General features: G+C 55.7%; 13 protein-coding genes and 1 tRNA gene. 9 read left to right on the top strand and 5 right to left on the bottom strand.

What is annotated here, in order from left to right; translation table 11 throughout:
- The first annotated feature begins 246 nt into the window (after positions 1-246).
- The 5 genes from VGR81_03590 (at position 247) to VGR81_03570 (ending at position 6338) form a co-directional block, all read left to right on the top strand.
- A complete protein-coding gene (locus VGR81_03590; protein HEV2288015.1) occupies positions 247-3159 on the top strand; it encodes a beta-propeller fold lactonase family protein in 2913 nt (970 codons plus the stop codon).
- A gap of 94 nt (positions 3160-3253) precedes the next feature.
- Positions 3254-3769 (top strand): hypothetical protein, encoded by a 516-nt coding sequence (locus VGR81_03585; GenBank protein HEV2288014.1) that lies wholly within the window; start codon positions 3254-3256, stop codon positions 3767-3769.
- A gap of 51 nt (positions 3770-3820) precedes the next feature.
- A complete protein-coding gene (locus tag VGR81_03580; protein ID HEV2288013.1) occupies positions 3821-5710 on the top strand; it encodes a CocE/NonD family hydrolase in 1890 nt (629 codons plus the stop codon).
- Between the two features lie 138 nt (positions 5711-5848).
- Positions 5849-6196: a YbjQ family protein gene (locus VGR81_03575; protein HEV2288012.1), complete on the top strand. Its 348-nt coding sequence runs from the start codon at positions 5849-5851 to the stop codon at positions 6194-6196.
- A gap of 65 nt (positions 6197-6261) precedes the next feature.
- A tRNA-Val gene (locus tag VGR81_03570) sits at positions 6262-6338 on the top strand.
- 49 nt (positions 6339-6387) lie between these two features.
- Here the strand turns inward: VGR81_03570 and VGR81_03565 are convergent.
- From VGR81_03565 to VGR81_03555, 3 genes are all read right to left on the bottom strand, one after another.
- Complete coding sequence (locus VGR81_03565; GenBank protein ID HEV2288011.1) at positions 6388-6831, bottom strand: LytTR family DNA-binding domain-containing protein; 444 nt, start codon at positions 6829-6831, stop codon at positions 6388-6390.
- Positions 6832-7022: 191 nt separating this feature from the next.
- Entirely contained in the window at positions 7023-7433 is a 411-nt protein-coding gene (locus VGR81_03560) for a hypothetical protein (GenBank protein ID HEV2288010.1), read from the bottom strand.
- Between the two features lie 391 nt (positions 7434-7824).
- Positions 7825-12093 (bottom strand): carboxypeptidase-like regulatory domain-containing protein, encoded by a 4269-nt coding sequence (locus VGR81_03555; GenBank protein ID HEV2288009.1) that lies wholly within the window; start codon positions 12091-12093, stop codon positions 7825-7827.
- Between the two features lie 536 nt (positions 12094-12629).
- On the opposite strand from VGR81_03555, the gene VGR81_03550 reads away from it, so the two are divergent.
- Positions 12630-13157: a LytTR family DNA-binding domain-containing protein gene (locus VGR81_03550; GenBank protein HEV2288008.1), complete on the top strand. Its 528-nt coding sequence runs from the start codon at positions 12630-12632 to the stop codon at positions 13155-13157.
- A 171-nt stretch (positions 13158-13328) separates the two neighbouring features.
- On the opposite strand, the gene VGR81_03545 is transcribed toward VGR81_03550, so the two are convergent.
- Positions 13329-14084: a hypothetical protein gene (locus VGR81_03545; protein ID HEV2288007.1), complete on the bottom strand. Its 756-nt coding sequence runs from the start codon at positions 14082-14084 to the stop codon at positions 13329-13331.
- A 586-nt stretch (positions 14085-14670) separates the two neighbouring features.
- On the opposite strand from VGR81_03545, the gene VGR81_03540 reads away from it, so the two are divergent.
- Positions 14671-16605, top strand: a complete 1935-nt coding sequence (locus VGR81_03540) for a tetratricopeptide repeat protein (protein ID HEV2288006.1) — start codon at positions 14671-14673, stop codon at positions 16603-16605.
- Between the two features lie 35 nt (positions 16606-16640).
- Here VGR81_03540 and VGR81_03535 read toward each other — a convergent pair whose 3' ends face one another.
- A complete protein-coding gene (locus VGR81_03535; GenBank protein ID HEV2288005.1) occupies positions 16641-16910 on the bottom strand; it encodes a hypothetical protein in 270 nt (89 codons plus the stop codon).
- Positions 16911-17288: 378 nt separating this feature from the next.
- Here VGR81_03535 and VGR81_03530 point away from each other — a divergent pair, with 378 nt between their 5' ends.
- Both VGR81_03530 and VGR81_03525 read left to right on the top strand, forming a co-directional pair.
- Positions 17289-18497, top strand: a complete 1209-nt coding sequence (locus VGR81_03530; GenBank protein HEV2288004.1) for a hypothetical protein — start codon at positions 17289-17291, stop codon at positions 18495-18497.
- Between the two features lie 70 nt (positions 18498-18567).
- The gene (locus VGR81_03525) at positions 18568-21525 is read left to right on the top strand and encodes a carboxypeptidase regulatory-like domain-containing protein (protein HEV2288003.1); all 2958 of its coding nucleotides are present in this window, start codon (positions 18568-18570) and stop codon (positions 21523-21525) included.
- The last annotated feature ends 66 nt before the right edge of the window (positions 21526-21591 follow it).

The raw sequence follows: 21591 nt of genomic DNA, 5'->3' as shown, positions 1-21591 counted from the left end.
TTGGGCGAGACCGAAGAGAGGGAGACGAACATACTGGGATGAAATTTATTAAAAACGGGACAAGGCCCTATTTTGTCGTGACAAAATTCTCGTCAGGGAAATGTCAACTTGAGGCGAGCCGAGATGTAAACGGGCTGTAACAATCTGCATGCATGATATTCGTCAAAGAGAATTTAGCAAAGGCGGCGAAGAAAAGTTGTGACAAAATGGCGTTCGCTTTGGACGTCGGGGAACCGAGGAGGAGACATGAGCGGGCAGCGCGGAATCGGAGTTGTGGTGCTTGTGGTATGCGTGATTGCGGCGATTTATTTTGCGATGCGATATCGCGCGGGAACGGCACGGGAAACAGTGGCCGTGGTTCAGCAGCCGACGCTGCCTTCGCTGGAGGCTCGCGCGGTGCTACCGACGGGCATGACAATTACGCCGATGGCGGCGCAGGGGTCGTATTACGTGCCGCTGAATCCCGGGCTCGAAGATTTTCCGGATTACGTGGCGGGGCAGCCAGTGACGTCGGTGATGAGTCCCGATGGCGCGACGCTGCTGGTGCTGACCAGCGGATACAACGAAATGGATGACTCGGCGGGAAAGCGGATCAAGCGGGATTCGAATGAATATGTTTTCGTGTTCGATGTTTCGCAGGGCCGTCCGCAAAAAACACAAGTGCTGCAGGTGGCGAATACATTTGACGGAATTGCGTGGAATCCGAATGGACAGGAATTTTACGTGGCGGGCGGCGTGGACGATGACGTTCACGTGTTTGCCAAACAGAATGGGCAGTGGGCGGAAGCTGCGCCAGCGATTGCGCTTGGACACAAGCGTGGGCTGGGCATCGGCGTGAAGCCGGCCGCGGCGGGGATTGGCGTGACGGCGGATGGAAAGAAATTGGTGGTGGCGAATTTCGAGAATGACTCGGTGAGCGTGGTGGATGTGGCGGCGCGAAAGAAGACAGCGGATCTGGATTTGCGTCCCGGGGCGAGCGACCCAAAGCAGAAAGGAGTGCCGGGCGGAGAGTATCCGTTTTGGGTGGTGACGAAGGGAAATGACACGGCGTATGTGTCGAGTCCGCGCGACCGACAAATTGTGGTGGTGGATATTTCCGGCCAGCCGAAAGTAACGAAACGGATTGCTGTGCCCGGGGAGCCGGGGAAGATGATTTTGGATCGCGAGCAGAAGTACTTATACGCAGCGCTGGCGACAGATGATGAGGTGGCGGTGGTTGATGCTACATCGAATCGCATGCTTGTAACCGTAGGCACGACTGCACCGCGCGCGGTTTATTCGAACCCAGCGAAGTTGATGGGAAGCAATCCGAACAGTTTGGCGCTTTCGCCGGATGAGAAGCAGCTTTACGTGACGAATGGAGGAGCGAATTCGATCGCGGTGATTGATTTGGGGCAAACGGGATCTAGTTCTGTGAGCGGGCTGATACCGACGGGGTGGTATCCGAGTTCGGTGAGCGTGAGCAAGGATGGAAAGATGTTGTACGTGCTGGACACGCAGAGTATTCCTGGTCCGAATCCGGAAGGATGCCGGAATACGACTTCGATTGCACGGGGCGGGCTGGATCACTGCTACGCACAGAACGAATACATTTTGCAATTGAACAAGGGAGGGTTCGAGACGATTCCGACGCCGGCGAGCGATGAGCTGGCGTCGCTGACGAAGCAGGTGGCGGAGAACAATCACTACGAAACGGACGCGCAGCGGGCAGAAAACGAAAAAACGATAGCGTTTTTGCGACAGCACATCAAGCATGTGATTTACATCATCAAGGAGAACCGCACATACGATCAGGTGCTGGGGGATTTACCCGAGGGCAACGGAGACCCGAAGCTGGCGGTGCTGGGACAGAGGCTCAGTCCGAATCATCACCAGATCGCGGAGCAATTCGTGGATCTGGATAATTTCTATTGCAGTGGCGATGTGAGCGGTGAGGGATGGAACTGGTCGACGGCAGCGCGGACTACGGACTTCGTGGAAAACGAAGTTCCTATCTATTATGCGGGACGAGGCCTGTCCTACGATTTCGAAGGCGAGGACCGCAACATCAATACTGGCGTTGCGTCGCCGAGCGCGCGGCGGAAGGACAATCCGGATACGCCGGAAGATGACGATCTGCTGCCGGGGACGAATGACGTCGAGGCGCCGGACGGGCCGGGCGGCGATGCGGGCACAGGATATTTGTGGGACGCGGCATTGCGGGCGAAGCTGACGCTGCGGAATTATGGATTTTTTGTGGACGACAAGCGCTACGACGCGACGCTAGCGAAAAAAGGGCTGATTCCGGTGATTCGCGAGCCGTACAAGACGAAAACGCGCGTGGCGTTTGCGGTTAAAGCGGCGTTGATACCCGTGACCGATCCTTATTTTCGCGGATTCGATTTAGCGCTGCCGGATTACTGGCGGTATGTGGAGTGGAAGCGCGAGTTTGATGGCTATGTGGCGAGCGGGGAAATGCCGAATCTGGAATTTATACGGCTGATGCGCGACCATCTCGGCCAGTTTGGCGACGCGATTGACGGGACCGGCACAGTGGAAGCGGAGATGGCCGACAACGACTATGCGATTGCGAAAGTGATCGAAGCGGTGGCGCACAGCCCGTTTGCCAACAGCACGATTATTTGCATTGTGGAAGATGACGCGCAGAACGGGCCGGACCACGTGGACGCGCATCGCAGTCCGGTGCTGATTGCGGGCGCTTACGTGAAGCAAGGCGCAGTGGTGTCGGCGCACTACGATACGGTGAATCTGCTGCGGACAATCGAAGACGTGCTGGGCATGAAGCCGATGGGAATTAACGATGCGGTGGCGGAGCCGATGGCGGACGTGTTCACAACGGAGTACAAGCCGTGGACGTACACCGCGATTGTTCCGGACGTGCTACGCAGCACGCAGTTGCCTATCGGCAGTGCGGCGGCGGGAGCTGGAGCGGCGCAGAGCGGCGTTCATGCGAAGCCGCGGCATGACGCGGCGTACTGGGCGGAGAAGACGAAGGGGATGGATTTTTCCGTGGAGGATCACGTAGATCCGGAAAAGTTCAACCGGATTGTGTGGTATGGACTCATGGGAGACGATGTGCCGTATCCGACGGAGAGGAGCGGAAGGGATTTGAAAGAGAACCGGAAAGAGTTGCTGAAGGAAGATTCTTCAAAACAGTAACATATATCGCAGCTGAAGCTGCGAACCGTAAACGGCACTTATGGGATGCGGTGGGAGAGCCACGATGAAGCCTGCGCAGGCGAATTCTCGAGCCATGAAAACTGACGAACAGGAGTACGGGAAACTCAATCCCAACGCACCGCCAGAACTTTCTCGCTTTGCCTTTCTGGTCGGTAAGTGGGGTTGCGAGGCGAAGCTAAAGCGGGAGGACGGGACCTGGGAGGGTCTGATGGCCGAGTGGGAGGGACGTTACATCCTGGATGGGTACGCGATCGAGGACAAGTATCGAATGACTACGTCCGCCGGCGAGCTTCTGGTGCTGGGGATAAACTTTCGTTTGTATGATGCCAAGAAGAAGACTTGGAACATGAAATGGCTAAATGCTTTGGGTGGTACCTGGGTTGACCTAGGAACGGAGACGAGCGGCGTCAAGATCGACGAAAAAGGAATCACGTATAGCATGGATGAGCCTGTTGCCTCCCATGTGTTTACGCGCGCTACCTATACGAACATTTCTGAAAATCACTTTACTTGGCGAGGCGAGAGGTCAGACGACGGCAAGACGTGGCAAGAATTCATGGTGATTGAAGCTTATCGCAGTAAGGACTAAGTCGCGGCGCGAATTGTGGTAGGCTCGCGCGGGGTTGTGGAGCGAAAAACGATGAAGAGGATGCGAATTGCGGTGGTGGTGTGCATCGCGGGGGGAATTGCGGCAGCGGGTGCGTGTGCGCTGCATGTGCGGACGGCGCGGGCGCAAACGGGAATGATTGACGTGAGCGCACTCTATACGAAGCAGGGCGCGATGATTCCGATGCGCGACGGCGTGAGGCTGCATACGGAGATTTACGCGCCGAAAAACGCAAGCGGACCGCTACCGTTTCTGATTACGCGCACGCCCTACGGCACGAACGACGACGCGAACGGGTACAGCCGGCTTTTCGGGATTTATCAGGAGATGATTCCGGAAGGCTATATTTTCGTGATGCAGGACATACGCGGGCGATACGGTTCGGAGGGACAATTTGTGATGCAACGGCCGCCGCGCGACCGGAAGGACCCGAAGGCGATTGATGAAGGCACGGACACGTACGACACCATCGACTGGCTGCTGAAAAACGTGCCGAACAACAACGGGCGCGCAGGGCTACTGGGGATTTCCTACGGCGGATGGCTGACGGCGATGGCGCTGCTCGAGCCGCATCCGGCGCTGAAGGCCGTGTCGGAGCAAGCGTCGCCGGCGGACATGTTTCTGGGCGACGATTTCCACCACAACGGCGCGTTCCGGCTGAGCTACGGATTCGAATACGCGGCGATGATGGAGACGGGAAAGACGAATTTCACTTTTCAGTTCGACAAGTACGACACCTACGAATGGTATCTCGAGCTGGGTCCGCTATCGAACGTGGACACGATGTATCTGCACGGGCGAATTCCGACGTGGGAAGACTACGTCAACCATCCGAACTACGACAGCTTCTGGCGGAAGCAGGCGTTCTATCCGTATTTGAAGGACATGCATTTGAGCGTGCCGGATTTGAATGTGGCGGGATGGTGGGACCAGGAAGATTTTTACGGACCGGTGAAGATTTACGAGACGCTGGAGAAAAACGATACGAATCATTTCAATTATCTGATCGTTGGGCCGTGGAATCACGGCGGATGGGCGCGGAGCGACGGCGAAAGCCTGGGACGGATTCAGTTCGGCGTGCCGACGAGCAAGGATTTTCGCGCGGATGCGCAGGCGCCGTGGTTTGCCTACTGGCTGAAGGATAAAGGCGAGCTGCCGTTCAAGAAAGTGCGGACATTCGAAACCGGAGCGAACAAGTGGGTGGATTACGACGCCTGGCCGCCGACGGCAAACGTGATGGAGAAGAAATTGTATTTTGGCGCGAAGGGGAAATTATCGTTTGACGCGCCGCGGGAAATCGGCGCAAACGCGTTTGACAGCTATATTTCCGACCCGGCACATCCGGTTCCCTACCGGCATAGGCCCATCGAGGAGACCTACGGGCCGGGGAGCCGCTGGTACACGTGGCTTGTGGAGGATCAGCGATTTGTGGATTCGCGGCCGGATACGGTGAACTGGTCCACGGGACCGCTCGAACAAGATGTGTGCGTGGCGGGAGATATTGTGGCGCATTTGTACGCGTCAACGACAGGCAGCGACAGCGACTGGATTGCGAAGCTGATTGATGTGTATCCGGAGAAGTATGAAGCGGAGCCGTCGATGGGCGGATACGAGCTGATGATTGCGGATGAAGTTTTCCGCGGGCGTTTCCGCAACAGCTTCGAGAGGCCGGAGCCGATTACGCCGGGAAAAGTGACGCCTTACACGATCGATTTGCACACGAATAGCCACTGCTTCCTGAAGGGCCACCGCATCATGGTGCAGGTGCAGAGCACGTGGTTTCCGATCATCGACCGGAACCCGCAGAAGTTTGTGCCGAATATTTTCAAGGCGAAGGCGAGCGATTACATCGAGGCGACGCAGAGGATTTATCGGAGCAAAGAGTATCCGTCGAACGTGGAGATACCAGTGGTGCAGCACTGAGCTGAGCATGACCTAAACTGAGAAAAGCAGATTCCTCGCACCCGTTCGCGACTTTGTTTATGTTGGCTGCTTGCCGCAGGCCGCGCGAACGGGGCTCGGAATGACAGATCGAGTTTGGTCGCGACCGCATAGGAGGCAATGGTGAACGGACGAGTGGATATGAACATGGTGACGAATGCGTTTGAGCTTCCCGGATACCACATCGTGCGATCCATGGGATTGGTGCGCGGAATCATTGTGAGGTCGCGGAGCATATTCGGGAATATCGGCGCGTCGCTGCAGACAATCGTCGGCGGAAACATCACGCTCTTCACGGACATGTGCGAAAAGACGCGCGAAGATGCGCTGGAGCTGCTGATGGAACATGCCGCGGAGCGCGGAGCAAACGCGATCATCGGCGTGCGCTACGATGCAAATGAAATCATGCAGGGCGTGACGGAAGTGCTGGCGTACGGGACCGCGGTGATGGTGGAACGCGCAACGTGAGGGCCAGACGGCGCGGAGAGCGTCGCGGCGAAGCAGAGATGGTGTTAGAATTGAGCCAGAAAAATAGGCCCGTAGCTCAGTTGGTTAGAGCGCTACCTTGACACGGTAGAGGTCTGCGGTTCGAGCCCGCACGGGCCTACCATTGCTCCCCAAGCAAATGCGGATGGGAAACCAACGCAATTACAGCGCGGTCATGCACCCTGGAATGTGTCGTTGCCAAGCCAGAGTTCGGCAAGGAATTTGAGATTCATTCTGTAACTTCTGGTAACCGTATAGTCTTGCCCGTTTCTCAAGCGCAGCAAGTACTTTCCCGGCGCGTGAGGACGAATCTCCTCGACCCATGATTTGTTTACCAAGATGGATCGGTGAATGCGGACGAAGCCGAATGGCTTCAGTTTTTCCTCCATCGCGGAAATCGACTCGCGGAGGTGATAAGAGCCAGACTCGCGCTGCAGCAGCACATAGTTACCCTGCGCCACGACAGCAAGCACGTCGGCCGAGGCAATGAAAACAACTCCTCCGGCTCGGGTCTTAAGGGCGATTCTAGTGGTTTGCTTGCGAGAGGGAGACGGTTTCTGCGGGTTAGGCGCCGAGCTCGTCGCATCTTTCTCTATGTCGGTCAGCGTTGCGTTCATTTCGAGTTATCCGAGTAGATTGACTTGACCGCATGCGGCCAAGCATCTTCTCGGCCGCACCCCAACGATTCATTCGCCCTCAAAGGGCAATCAAAAAAACCACTCGTATTGCAATTCATCGATCAACAAGCCTTATTTGCCGGCAGTTTTTCTTTCCCGCATCGAAGATGGGCCCATGAAATTTGATTACTTCACCCGATTGTTTCCGGAATGCACTCCAAGCTGGCCACAGATTTCACACGGAGTTTCTTGGCGGGGTGCGTCTTGATCCAGCTATCGTAGTTCATATGCATTTGCTCGACGGACCTCGGGATGGTGCGTTCGAGAATCATCAGCCACTGATGGAGTGTGAGTGAATCGTTGCGAGGATGAGCCGCAGTGTAGTCCCAGCAATTTTCGGGCAGGTTGTAAAGGAGCCTGTACGTCGATCTCCTCAGATACGAAATGATCCGGAGAGATTCGAGGACCGTTTGATCAAAATAGACGAAGGATCGAACCCGGGACCGACCGGCGAGTTCGTTTAGCGGTGTGCCGGGCTGAGCAACCCACTGGCGAGACATTACATAGGAACTTGCCTCCGCTTCGGTAAGCTCGATGACCATATCGTGAATGCTCGGACGGTCTGGGCGGGGACGGTAGCGCCACATTTGCCTTGGAAATTGACGCAGCGCAGCGTTCAGCGACGATGGCCCAATCCTGAATGATTCAAGCAGACACCTGACATCTTCTCGCATATGTTCGGTCATTTTCTCGCATTGCCTCTGTGAAGAATGGGAACCCAACTTTGGACAACAGATCCTGTGGCTCTGACACACGCGGCAGGAATTGAGGGAAGGCATGGTACCAACTGGTCGGTATGTGGCTTTGCGGCCAATTGAGCAATCGGTTGTTTGGCTCCATTATGCATATGGGTGTTTCGAAATTATACCATACGTACGAATGTAGCGATAGCGGGAGGATCTGGGGGATCCTCCCGCACCGCCACTTTGGCTACTACCAGTCTATGCTCAAACCAAGCTGCAACTGGCGTGGGAGGTTACCCTGCAAGTTCCCGCCGCCACCCAACACGCCCCACGTACCTGGGCTAAAGATGTTGAGTGCAGGATCGTTCGGTTGCATATGGTTCAGGACGTTGGTGAAGTCAAAGAACATCGTCCCGCTGAACTTCTCGGTGATCTTGACATTCTTGTTGATGCCCATGTCCAAGTTCCAGAACGGCAGACCCTTTAGCGGACCGCCGCCCCCAATCTGGCCGTCGAAGCCAAGAATGGGGTTGCGGATCGGATCGCCGAATATGCCAGCTCCCGGGCACGTTGCGGCCGGGTTGCTGAACACGTTAAAGCCTGGGCCGAAGTTGCCGCAGGGCGTGCCATCCGGGGCCACCCCACCAGCCGATGCCTTTCTCGTGCCGCTGTAGTGCAGGTTCTGCATGATCACGCCGTTCTCTTCCGACCCCACATAGCCCGGATTCGTTTCACCGAAGCTCGTGTTGTCGCCGCCAGTCCCCGTGCCGAGCTCGACCGGGAAACCACTGCCGTAAGTGAACAGCGGAGAGAAGTTCCATCCGCCGAGCAGATGCCCGATCACGCCCTGCTGAGACTTGTAGAAGGGTTCAGCGTAATTCATGAAGAAGTTGAAGTTAAACTTCTCGTTGTACGTCTGCGGCCCGTACATGTTCTGGAGGTTCCAGGGGTCGACAGTCGTGAATGCGCTGCTAGCCTGCAGGACGTTGACCGTGCCCAGCGCATTGCTATACTGGAAGCTGGCCTTCGTGGTCAGGCCATGCCAGTCCGTCATCGTCAACTGCAAATAGCCGGCATTGTAGTTTCCAAAGCCGTTGCTGACAGTCGTATCGATGGACGGTGTTTCGCCCTGGCACCCAATCCCAGTAGTACTGCCTGTCGGGCACGTCACTCCGATGGGATCGCTCGGCGAGCTCCGGGCAGCATTTCCGTTAAATAGCAAGAAACCGGCGCTGGAAACGCCGTTCCAAGCATTGTACGGAACAGACCCTTGCATGTTGCCGTTGGCGGCGTTCTGCCTAACAAACTCCGCCGTGCAACTGGTAAGGCCAGTGATGCCACCCGCGAAATTTCCTGTGCAGTAGTTTGACCCCGCTCCTCCCAGTGCGGTCTCGAAGAACGGCTGCACCGGAATGCTGCTCAGGTTCGTGCCGAAGTTTGTCGCTTGCATCACCTGAGCCCAGGCGTTAGCGAACGTCTGTCCGCCCTCGGTCATCATGTACGGAACGTTCGTCAGGCTGTAATACTCGCCTTCATTGGACATGAGGCGGCCAATGTAGCCCACTTCGGCGAGAATTTTCGGCCCGAACTGGTGCTGAATGCTGAGCGTGAATTCATCGGAACGATCTGGCGTGAAATTCGGATCGATCGTTTCGCCCGGCCCGGTTTGGACGTCGTTGAAACCCGGATACCACGGCTGGGGAAGGCTCGCGCTCGGGGCGGGCAATGGCGCATTCACGCCATCCGCGCCGACCCGAAAGCCGTTCGCGGCGGTGGTTAAATTGGATGTTGTAGCGCAGGTTCCTGTCATGGTCGGGCCCTCGCACACAGCCGGCTGCATCAAGCCCGGCGTGAGCATCGGTACCAGCATGGGGTCCACGCCGTTGATCCGCCCAAAGATCCGCGAATAGCCCGCGCGGACCACTGTGTCCGGACGGACGTTCCACGCGATTCCGACGCGAGGAGCGAGTCCGCCGAAGAACGGGTCATAGGGATAGTGATTGTGATGATTCGTATTGTCGACGGTCGAGAAACCGATCATCGGGGCATAGGCGTTGCCTTGCAGCGCCGCCGCCCGTTCGTTATTCAGATAATTCATGGCATACAGAATGTTGTCGTTCTGATCCACCATGACCGTCTGATAGCCGCCATTGGTATTGTACGGCGGCATCTGCACCGTGTAACCGAGGCCGTAGTTCAGCGAAATCGTGGGCTTCAAGTGCCACGAATCGGAGAAATACAGGTTGTAGGTCGGAATGACGCTGGTATTCAGCAGCGGCGGCGAACTCGTGCAATCCGCCGTGGCAGCCACACCGGCGATCGCACAGTCGCCAGTGGGCCTGGGCAAGAGAGGCAGGCCAGTGGAGCGCGAGCCGGGCGAGCGGGTATAGAGACCCTGTGTCTGATCCACCATACCAGTTACGATCGAGTAAAGCTCGCCATATTTCGCTGCGTCAGCGCTGCTGCTGCTTACGCCAAGCGGCGTCACGCCGCTAAGGTCGATGTTATTGTTAGTAAGCGCGCTGGTGAACGAAGTTCCAATCAGATACTGCTCGAACGTGTTGACAAACGAACCGTTATCGTTCCGCTCGTGCGTATCGTTGTTCCGCTGATACGTGCCGCCCATCTGGAACAGATGGTTGCCCTTGATCCACGTCACGTCGTCGCGGTACATGGAATCATGACCGTCCCAGTAGCGCGTGCGTACGTTCTGGTTGTTGGTGTTATAGGGAATAAAGACCGGGTTATCGGTGGTACCGGCCCCGCTGTTCTCCCCACCAACTTCCAGTGCGGCCGGGTAGCCAGCGACGTTTGGAACACCACCGGGGTCTCCATACGCCCACCAGTTCCGCGTATAGCTGAAGTGTATGTCGTTGGTCACATTCGGCGTCACATCCGTTGTCAAGCCTGCCGTATAGAGCCACGGCTCCTGAGGCTTCGTGCGAACGGCCGCGTAGTCCCCCTTCGTATCGCCCGGGAAGAACCCGCCGACGTCCCACTGATCCGATACTGTGTTTTGCAATTTGTAGTAATGATACGTGCCGTTGAAATGCCAGTTCTTGGCAAAGTCGTGGTCAACACGCGCCACGCCGAAGTTGCTTGACTGCGGCGTGGAGATGGCGCCCTTATAACCGCAATAGTTTTGGCCATCGCCTTGATTGCAGTCATTCGGCAGAGGCAGGTAGGTGTTCCACAGATTCTTCAGCACAGGGTTAAAGCCCAAATTGCGCGGATCGCAGGTGCCAGTCCCGCTGGGCCCGCAACCAAAGGTTTGGCCTGGAGTGTAGGTATAGGTAGTCACAGAACCAACAGTCACCGGATCACACCCCTTAGCCGCCACGCAGGTTACCATGTTTGCAGCATAGGTCTTGCCTGTTGCCGGATCCGTCGTAGCTACATTATTTGGATTGATTACTTCACCGTCCATCTGCATCAAGCCCGTCCGCAGAGTCGCCGTCGGGAAGGCGCGTTCGAAGATCGAGTTTTGCGGGAAACGGTAGCCTTCGTAGTTGCCGAAGATAAACCAGTTCCCACCCAGGAAGTTCGAATGCGGTATCTCGCCGCCCGCCGATGCACCAAACCGGCTGAAATGCGAACTCGGTTGCGCCGTCCCCGTGCTGTTGTTGTCCCACGTGTTCGCGCCACCAAAATTGTTGTCCAGATAGTATTCGTAAACCGAACCGTGCAGCGTCTTCGTGCCGCGCTTGGTCACCAGTTGCATCTGGCTGCCACCGCCGCCATTGAAGTCCGCCGTCTGGTTTGCCGTCGATACCTTGAACTCCTCAATGCTCGCCACCGGAACAGGCACAACCGCCGACGGTGTTTGGTTATTACCCTGGGTGTGCATAGCACCCGCGCCGCCCGCCGTGTCCGAACCGAAGCCGTGGATGTACGTATTGTTGTCACCGCTCATGTCGTCGGTGGCAAATCCACCGTCAAGCTGGAAGGAGTTTTCATCCTGGGATTCACCGCCCGTGTTGCCATTGATATTCTGACCGGGCGAAAGAATGGCCAGAGTGGAAGCATCGCGGCTCTGGTTGGGCAGGTTCAGGATGATCGCGCCACTCAGCGTCGTGCCAACAGTCGGTGTCACCGTCTGCAACTCGGCTCCCGGCGTCTCCGTCACCGTTACCGTCGTCGAGACGCTCCCCAACTGCATCTTCGCGTTCTCCGTCAGTTGCAGGCCGAGCTTCACCACCTGGTTGCTGATCACGGTGGACGAGAAACCAGCCTTGGAAATCGTAATGTCGTATGCACCAGGGTCTACGTCAGCAAAGACGTAACGCCCCTGAGTGTCTGTCACGGTCGAACGCGACGTCCCCGTTGACTTCAACGTGATTGTCACCGTCGCATTCGGCACGATGGCATTGCTGGCGTCGGTCACAACGCCAACGATCATGCCCGTGCTCGCCGATTGTGCTAACACCGGCTTAGGTGACATCCCTAATACCAAAGCAAAAGCAAAAACGCAGAAAAAGAACGCTGAAGCAACGCGTTCCAATCGTAAAAAGTTACGCATCGACTACCTCCCGCCTCAGTCGCAAATTTTTAAGCCAATGACCAACAGCCCCAAAAATTCACCCACATACGCCTAGTTGCACCCCGGCGCACTTCATTTCTTCCCGGATGATTGGCAATAGTAGGGCCAAAGCTAGATGACACATTTGCAACGACTTAGAGGGTGAGTGAGGTCGGGGGAATATGATTTTTAGGATGACTATTTATCAGGATAGCCACAGCGAAATATCTTCTCACTCTATTATCGACTTTCATACCTAAAGAACGCGATGTGACCACGGGGCCGGTGCAATTCACATCAAATGGAAGAGACATTCCCGGAATTCCAGATTTGGGAGCAAAGAAATCGTGCTGTCATCAGAGAGGAACTGACCAACCATCTCGTGGAGGAAGCGTGTAACTTTTCCACTGGGAGAGGGCGGTCCGATGATTTCGCGTAGCGGAACTAAAATCTTCAGAAATCAAGACAACCTTGAAGCGAGTAAATTAATCCAACCTAAACAAAACCAGAAGTAATGATTCCGGCGGGTGCTAACCGTGGACAGTAAACATGCATCAACAGCGGAACTTGCTGATTCGATGACCGCGCCCGGGACAAATCAGAACCTTGGCGAAGCCATTGACACAACCTCTCTCCGACTGGCCAGTACCGACGAACTGCAGCAGCCGGAAGCAGCCTCCGAACTCCAAGATCCCTTTGCAAGGCAAGCGACGAGAATGGCGATCAAGAATGATGGCAGAATTCTTTTCATCAATCTGAGCGACGTAATCGCCGTTGAGGCACAGGGCAACTACGTGCTCTTACAGCGGGAATCCGGATCGTTTCGATTGCGAGAATCGATTTCCGAGCTCGCGGAAAGACTCAAATATTTCGGATTTGTCCGCATTCACCGATCGGCACTTGTAAATCGAGCATGGGTTGAAGAGATCCGTCCCTGTATGGGCGGGGAATATCTGCTGCGCCTGACGAGCGGGAGAGAATTTTCGGTCACGCGGACGTACAAGAAAAATCTAGAGGCGCTGGCGGAACTTTGGCTGGGGAACGAGTTATTTGCTGACAACTGAAAATCAGGTGCATGTCTGAGCCTCAGTCAAAGCTGAGTGGCCGTCTTCGCGGCAACCTTCCTTCCAATTCATCACCACACTGATCGTCCACGATTTGCGGATAATCAAGGATCAATTATGCGGCCGATTTCCTCATTAGTTTTGCGCGGAATCTGACCGGAGTGGGACGAGTCAGCGCAGATCCACACCAATGAGAGTGGCATCCCTCTCGGGAACCAGCGCGAGGACAGATGCCTCCAGTTCGTGTGCGCTCTTGGCGTCATTGGGATAGTTGCAAATAAATGTAGCGAAGGAAAACTTGTTCGCTGAACCGGCAGCGCCGAGCGTTTGTTCCAATTGAACCGTGGTCGCGTTGGCGGCGGCAGAATCGGTATCCGGCAGAAGCAAGCCGAACAGTCCCTGCCCTAGAAGGTACATTGAATCTGTGGGACGCAAACCCCGGGAGATACAGCGCGCTACCTCGCCCAACGCGGTAGTTTGATCTTTGTCGCTGATGTCCTGCTGAAATTTCAGTCTCACCACGACCAGAGAGAGCGGGCGCTGCATGTTCGAGGCGCGGCGGTATTCCATCGTGAGGCGGTCTTGAAAATGACTCATGTCCTGAAGATTGTGGAGAAGGTCCACATCGGCCTGATGGCGCAACTCGAGGTTCCGGTCGAGCTGCGCAACGAGCTGTTGCTTAAGCCGTCTGAACGTTCGCTGGCGATCGAGGAGATAAATGACGAATAAAATGGACAGGACACAAAAGCCGATAAAAGCGAAGCGGAGAGTCCATTTGTCTCCCTCTTCCGGGTGAACAAACACCAACGGGTACATCAAGAGAGCCACACCACCGGCCATCACCAGAACGATAATCGCCGACAGAATGGTCAAATGAATTTCGCGCGACTCTAAACGATCCAGCTCGGCTCGATTGAATCCGATCATTGCCAGGCCCGCCTCTGTCCCAAGACAAACACCGCCAACGGACGCTAAAGCCAAAAATCCCATTTATATTTTCGGCTGAATACAAAATTGTTACAAGCGGTCCATATGGCTCTGTAGCTTAGGCGTTAACGCAGAAGACGAAAGTAAGCTGGGACGCCTCAAATCTATTGATAAATTATCCGCATCCGAGTTCGACTCGAAAAATCTGGAAATGCGCGGCCCGACGACTACCTATGCCAACGGGGAAACTGGACGGCTACAAATTCCGGCCGGCATGGGCGTCACAGCGGAATAAGATGCGGAGCAAAACCAGTTTTTCGCATACGAGCCGCGACATCCAACATTCGCATTGAAAATTTGCTGTTTGCGGGCGCGCGGGCATGCCAGACTTTCGAGACGTTCCCTCAAATTTTCGATAGCGGTTCAGCCTGAATTTTGACTCCTTGTGTCGCGATTAAGAAAATTCAAACGGGCCGGCTACTAGACCTTGGACTCGATTGACAATGAATATTTCCTGCCGTACCGTTAGCGAACAAAACAAAGCGACAAAAAAAACCGCTTTCGACGATGTATTTGCCAGGGACCGATGAGAATTCAGCTTTGCAAGATTGCTGCGCTCAGCACGCTGGCATTGATGGTTGCGGGAGTTGCGGCAGGACAAGGAACTCCACCGGGACCCGGACCCGGCGACGGAATGCCGGTTGTCAACACGGGGCCTGGACTGGGCTCGCTGACTGTCTACGTGGTGACGGAGACAGGCGCTTCGCTTCCCCCCAGCGCCGATGTGCAGATGAGGCTGAGGCCAACACTTTCCCTGTTTGAAGATCCTCTGCCGCTTTTTCCCAGAGTCGTAAAAGACGCCTACCTTTTTGATTTCATCAACACAAATGATCTGTATGACCTGGAGGTCGACGCAAAAAATTATGAAACGGCGCACAAAAGGATTGCGCTGCAAAATACGGATCTGAAAGCGCAGAGCGTCATCGTGTTTCTGAAGCCGGTGGATGAAACGCTTGTCTTTCAACCACCCGGGGGCCAATTTACGCTGCCGCCCGACGCAGTGAAGGAAGTGCAGAGCGGGTTGAAGGATCTTCAGTCGAATAAATTCAAGCCCGCACAGAAACAACTGAAGAAGGCCCTGGAGCTGGCGCAGGACAATCCCTATGTGAATTACCTTATGGGGATGCGTTTCCTGCTCGACAATAAAGCCTCGCAGGCAGAGCCGTACCTTGAAAAATCTGTATCGGCGGACCCCCGGCAAGGCCTCGCGCTCGTTGCGCTCGGAAATGCGCGTTATCAGAGAGGGGATACGGCTGGGGCGATTCGGATGCTGGACCAGGCCGTGCAACTGGATCCCGCATCCTGGAAAGCGCATTGGCTGCTGGCGGAATCATACTTGCGCGAAAAAGATTATGAGAAGGCGCGCACAGAGGCAGAGACGGCTCTCGCTAATGGCAAGGATAAAGCAAGCCAAGTGAAGCTGGTGCTCGCCGAAGCGATGGCGGGAATGGGAGACCGAGAGGACGCGAGAAACACAGTTTATGCGTTCCTAGTTGAAAATCCTCGCTACCCTGACGTGGCAGGGATCCAAACGTGGTGGAAACAATTGGCCGCTGCGCCGGCGGTTTCCGTGCGTATTTTTCCAAAAGGCCCGGGAAGCTCTCCCGCAACAATCAATCTGCCTGCACCGACACTGCCCGCAGATCTGGCCCTAGACCTGCCACCAAGCGAAGACTGGGCGCCGGAGGACATTGACGCAGAAAAACCGTTTGTCATATCGAACGAGGCTTGCACGCTGCCAAAGGTGCTGGACGCAGCAGCAAATGAAGTCCAAAAGCTAACGACGGATTTGCAAGAATTTTCGGCGACAGAGGATTACGAAGTAACGGAGGTAAAACGAAACAAACTGTTGGAGGCTCCGGAAAAGCGCTCATTCACCTACATGGTAACGATTGATGACGCGAATCCGAAGTCAATTCGGATGGAAGAGTTGCGCCGGCCGGTGCTTGTCGCAAGTGAAATGCCCGGAGGAATCATGGATACGGGAGCGCCGGCTTTGGTCCTGGCGTTCCATCCGGCATACCGGGATGCTTTCCAATGGACGTGCGAAGGACTGGGAGAATGGAATGACCGGGCTGCATGGGTGGTGCGGTTCCAGCAGAAAGCGGACTGGCCCACGAGCCCTTTGTCGGCATTCGAGAGCGATAGGCAGAGCATGGTGCTGCCTTTCAAGGGGCGCGCGTGGGTGGACGTCAACGCAGGAGAAGTGGTTCATATGGAAACGGACCTCGTCAAACCGCTGCCGTCCATCGAATTGTCAAGGCAGCACATCATCGTGGACTATGCGCCGGTGTCCTTCAAAAATCACAATGTCACATTGTGGTTGCCGGAGTACGTTGACCTCTACATGCATTACAGGACGCACTACATCCATTTCTACCATCACTACAGCAATTTTGTGCTCTTCTGGGTCGGGGCGGCGCAAAAAATCGGCAAACCCAAAAAATCCACAGATCAATGACGGGCCTTCGCTTCGTAAGCCTGGACGCGAACTCGCTATCTTGAAACTGGCTCGGAGATGTTCAGATTATAGAGCCAAGCGAAAAGTAACCCGCCGACTGCTCCATCTGCAAGCCCCTCAATTGCGGCTATCAACGCGTCTCCGAGTGTATGCGTTGCATGAAACCCCGGATAGACCGAACTCATGGCTTCGAGAAAAGCAACGCCATAAGCTGGCCACGCGATGTTGATGAGACCTACGAACAAAAGCACACCTCCCCACAACAGACCACAGGAAATAGCCATGGACTTCAAGGAAAGCCTCATGAGATGCCTCCTTAAAAGTTTTATTTCGCTGCCGGAGCGGTTCCGCAAAACGGGCGCCCGCATTCCTCAATCTCAATGCGCGGATGATACCGATATTCTTCCGGTGCCGCACTATTACGGAAGAGATCCCGGCGACTTGTATCATCCAGACAAAAAGATTCTAGTCGTCGAGCGGCGGAATTTATGTGACGCAGCTCACAGGCGCCAAATGGCAGACCGGGCCCCAAGCACTGCATATTCCCATACGCGAATAAAACGATTGGAAACGCAAGCTGGCACACTGGCCGTCTAACCAACAGAGCAAATTGGGGTGAGGGAGAAAGCGCGGGGGCGCGTGAATAGGACCGCGCCGGACGATGCGACCGCGGCTTTCCAAAGATGGAGCACATTATGCGGGTGATGGGATTGAAAACAGGAATACTGGCGACCGTGACGCTCATAGCCGCGAGCCTGAGCATCGCAGGAGCATCGCGCGCGTGCGCGGCCTCGCTGCAAGCGCAACAAGCCGCGGCTTCAAGACAGATTGGAACCATCAAAACGATTGCCGGCAATACCCTGACGATGACGACGGATCAGGGCGCCGAAATCACGGTGAACATGCAGGATGCGACGCGAATCCTGCGAGTCGAGCCGGGGCAGAAGGATTTGAGCAATGCGGTCGTGATTCATTTGCAGGATTTGCAGGTCGGGGACCGGATTCTGGCCCGAGGACAATCGTCGAACGATGGCAAGACGCTGACAGCTGCGGTGCTCATCGCGATCAAGCACGCAGACATCGCAGAAAAACAACAGCAAGAGCGTCAAGAGTGGCAGCGCGGCATCGGCGGATTAGTGAAGTCGGTAGACGCCGCGAACAGCACGGTGACCATAACAACGGCCTCGTTGAGCGGCATCAAGGACATCGTTATCCACACATCCAAGGACACTATGGTGCGGCGTTATGCGCCGGACTCGGTTGAATTCGACAAGGCCAAGACAAGCGCGATAGACCAAATCGTGCCCGGCGACCAGCTTCGCGCGCGCGGGACAAGAAGCGCAGACGGAAGTGAGTTTACCGCGCAGGAAATTGTGTCCGGGTCGTTTCGAAACATCGCGGGAACAATTAGCTCGATTGACACGACCGGAAATGCGGTAAACGTCATGGACTTGATCGCGAAGAAGCCCGTCCTCGTGAAGATCACAGCGGAATCGGAAATCAGGCAGTTGTCTCCGCAGATGGCGCAGTTCATTGCGATGCGGCTGCGGACTCCGCAAGGCGGCCAACCCGGAGGCGGAGCACGACCGGAGAGGGCTTCGGCGGGCGGACAGGCTCCCGGAGGCTACGGCGGGATGACCCGCGGGGGAGGCGGGCGCGCGGACTTACAGCAAATGCTCAACCGGCTGCCCCCTGTCAAACTCACTGATTTGCAAAAAGGCGAGGCGGTGATGATCGTGTCAACGCAGGGCGCGAATCTCGGAGAAGTAACGGCGATTACGCTGCTCGGCGGAGTGGAACCAATTCTGGAAGCGGCATCGCGAGGCGGCCAGACAATGACACTTTCACCCTGGAGCCTCAGCGCACCAGCGGAAGACGCCGGCAATCCATAAAATCCGCAAATCACCAACATTTTATGGAACTTAATGGCGGGAAACCACGAAATCAAATGGGGAGTTGTGAATGCGAATTTATAAGCCTTTCATTTTCTTACTGGGTTTGTTGATTGCGAGCCCGCTTTTCGCGCAGGGCGGCACGGGAACGCTCCGTGGTGTCGTGAAGGATCCTTCTGGGGCCAGCGTAGCTGGCGCAACCGTGATCGTGACGGACGCAAACGGGCAGGCGTCGAGGTTCACTGTGAATCGCCAAGGCCTCTACGAGGCCAAGAACCTGGCTCCGGGTGTGTACAAGGTACAGGTTATCGCCAAGGGCTTCAGTTTTTTCGAGAAGGACGATGTTCAGATCACGGCGAATCAGATTCAAGAAGTCGACATTTCCCTGGCGATCGAAGTACAGCAACAGAAGGTCACGGTAAACGCCACGGCTCCTACGTTGAGCGTCAATCCGGCGAGTAACGCTGGGGCGATTGTGTTGCAAGGCAAGGATCTGGAAGCTCTTTCCGACGACCCGGACGAATTGCAGTCCGATCTTCAGGCTCTCGCCGGGCCATCGGCGGGTCCGAATGGCGGGCAGATGTATATCGATGGATTTACGGCGGGGCAACTGCCGCCGAAATCGGCCATTCGAGAAATCCGCATCAATCAAAATCCATTTTCCACGGAATACGATCAACTGGGATACGGACGAATCGAAATTTTCACCAAGCCGGGAACTGACAAATATCACGGTCAAATCGAACTGAATGGCAACGACTCAAGCTTCAATTCCATGAATCCCTTTGCCGTGTCGGAGCCAGCGTACGACTCGACACTGTGGAATGGCAGCGTGGGAGGACCGCTGGGAAAGAAAGCTTCGTTTTTCTTCAGTGCGCAGAGGAGAAACATCAACGACGTGGACGTGCTGAACGCTTGCGTGCTGACGAACGACACGAATCCAGCTCTGTTCCAAGGGCCCGGCGGAACTTTCTCTCCGGGGACCAGCTCCGGAGGCGCATCGCCATGTTCTTCGACGCAACTTCCCGGCGTGAGCCCATTTTTTGCTTCGATCCCAACGCCGCGAACGAGAACCAACCTCAGCCCGCGGCTTGACCTGCAGGTGACAAAGAACAACACGCTCTCGGTGCGCTACCAATATTTCCGAAACAATCAGCAGAATCAACTCGGAGCGATCGATCTGCCGTCAGAGTCTTTCGATACGCTGGGAACCGAGCAAACGCTGCAGCTCGACGACACGCAAGTGATCGGCACGCATGTGGTGAATGAAACACGCTTTCAGTATCTGCACGACGTCAATAATCAAACCCCATTCACGAACACGCCGACTGTGAGCGTTCTGGGCGCCTTCACTGCCGGCGGCGCGACGGCGCAAACGGTGAACGATACAACGAATCATTATGAGCTGCAGAACTACACCTCCATCCAACATGGGAAACATTTTCTGATCTTCGGAGGAAGGTTTCGCTGGGTGACGGACGACAGTATTGCCAATTCGAATTTTCTCGGCAGCTTCAGCTTCGCATCGCTTGCCGCCTACCAGCAGACCGAGCAGAACATCGCAAACAACCAGCCGGCAAACGCAAATGGCGGCGGAGCCACGCAGTTTTCGATCAATATCGGAACCCCTGCGACGTCAGTGTCCATGTTTGACTCTGGAATATACATCCAGGACGACTGGCGCATCCGTCCCAATATCACGATCAGTCCGGGCCTGCGGCTGGAATCCCAGACCGACATCAGCAATTCCATGGATTGGGCTCCGCGATTGGCCGTTGCCTGGGGAATTGGCACGTCAAAAACGGGCGCGCCGAAAATGGTCCTGCGGGCCGGCACGGGAATTTTCTACAACCGGTTCGGCGAAGGACAAGTTCTCGAAGCAACCAGGTTGAATGGCGTGACGCAACAGGAATACGTGGCGCCATTCCCGTCGTGCTACTACACAACAGCTCCGCCTCAACCAGTGACGCTGAGCTATATTCAAAGCTTGTGTCCCGGCGGGCAGACATTGCCGACGATTTATCAGATCGCGCCGAACCTTCATGCGCCAGGGATTTTGCAGAGCGCGGTGACGGTCGAGAGGCAGTTGACGAATGTCGCGACGCTCTCTGTGTCGTACCTGAACTCGCGCGGGTGGGATCAATTACTCACGAACAACATCAATACTCCCACTCTGGGGACATATCCTTCCGCGCCGGTCTACCCCCTGGGTACGCCGGGAAACGTGTATCAATTCCAATCGGAAGGCGTGTTCCGGCAGAACGAGTTGGTCGTAAATCTCTCGGTCCGTGCCGGATCGAGAGTTTCGATTTTTGGCTACTACACTCTGAACTATGCCAATAGCGACACATCGGGCGTTGGAAGCTTTCCTTCGAATCCATTCGACATTTCTGAAGATTATGGAAGAGCGTCCTTCGACGTGAGAAATAGGGCATTCATGGGAGGAACTGTTGGACTGCCTTGGGGATTGCGGCTCAGCCCATTCATGGTGGCAAGCTCCGGTCTTCCATACTCGATTACAATCCAGCAGGACCTGATCGGCAGCTCGCAGTTCAATCAGAGACCAGCGCCGGCGACTGGCCCGGGCACGAACATCGTGGCCACTCCCTTCGGCTATTTGAATATCGATCCGAGCCCGACGCAAGCGCGGATTCCGGTCAACTCAGAAACAGGCCCTAGCCATTTCACACTCAATGTAAGACTGGCCAAGACATTTGGTTTCGGCCGGACAAAAGAGGGTGCGGGGCGGCCTGGATTTCCCGGCGGTGGCGGCCCGCGCGGCGGACGAGGACGACCGTTTGGAATGAGCGGCGGCATGTTTGGCGGGATGGGGAATCCGTCGAGCCGGCCGTACAACTTGACGCTCAGCATCTCCGCGCGGAACGTTTTCAACAATGTGAACCTGGGCGTGCCGATCGGCGTAATCGGGTCGCCGTTCTTCGGAGAATCCAATGGTCTGGCGGGCGGGCCATTTTCGTCTACCGCGGCAAACCGCATTCTCTATCTGCAAGCGGAGTTCAGCTTTTAACGCAGCTTCAGGTATCATCGGACGCGCCAAATAAAACCAGAGGTGGTCTATGACTTTCTGGCCGAA

This window comes from Candidatus Acidiferrales bacterium (assembly GCA_035934015.1).
GTDB lineage: Bacteria > Acidobacteriota > Terriglobia > Acidiferrales > UBA7541 > DAHUXN01.
The sequence above is the reverse complement of the archived record's forward strand: the minus strand, read 5'-3'. Positions and strand labels throughout refer to the sequence as shown.

What these genes read in the sequence shown, in the direction of transcription:
- VGR81_03590 (HEV2288015.1), top strand. Translation starts at nt 247, where the DNA reads ATGAGCGGGCAGCGCGGAATCGGAGTTGTGGTGCTTGTGGTATGCGTG.
- VGR81_03585 (HEV2288014.1), top strand. Translation starts at nt 3,254, where the DNA reads ATGAAAACTGACGAACAGGAGTACGGGAAACTCAATCCCAACGCACCG.
- VGR81_03580 (HEV2288013.1), top strand. Translation starts at nt 3,821, where the DNA reads ATGAAGAGGATGCGAATTGCGGTGGTGGTGTGCATCGCGGGGGGAATT.
- VGR81_03575 (HEV2288012.1), top strand. Translation starts at nt 5,849, where the DNA reads ATGGTGAACGGACGAGTGGATATGAACATGGTGACGAATGCGTTTGAG.
- VGR81_03565 (HEV2288011.1), bottom strand. Translation starts at nt 6,831, where the DNA reads ATGAACGCAACGCTGACCGACATAGAGAAAGATGCGACGAGCTCGGCG.
- VGR81_03560 (HEV2288010.1), bottom strand. Translation starts at nt 7,433, where the DNA reads ATGGTCATCGAGCTTACCGAAGCGGAGGCAAGTTCCTATGTAATGTCT.
- VGR81_03555 (HEV2288009.1), bottom strand. Translation starts at nt 12,093, where the DNA reads ATGCGTAACTTTTTACGATTGGAACGCGTTGCTTCAGCGTTCTTTTTC.
- VGR81_03545 (HEV2288007.1), bottom strand. Translation starts at nt 14,084, where the DNA reads ATGATCGGATTCAATCGAGCCGAGCTGGATCGTTTAGAGTCGCGCGAA.
- VGR81_03540 (HEV2288006.1), top strand. Translation starts at nt 14,671, where the DNA reads ATGAGAATTCAGCTTTGCAAGATTGCTGCGCTCAGCACGCTGGCATTG.
- VGR81_03535 (HEV2288005.1), bottom strand. Translation starts at nt 16,910, where the DNA reads ATGAGGCTTTCCTTGAAGTCCATGGCTATTTCCTGTGGTCTGTTGTGG.
- VGR81_03530 (HEV2288004.1), top strand. Translation starts at nt 17,289, where the DNA reads ATGGAGCACATTATGCGGGTGATGGGATTGAAAACAGGAATACTGGCG.
- VGR81_03525 (HEV2288003.1), top strand. Translation starts at nt 18,568, where the DNA reads ATGCGAATTTATAAGCCTTTCATTTTCTTACTGGGTTTGTTGATTGCG.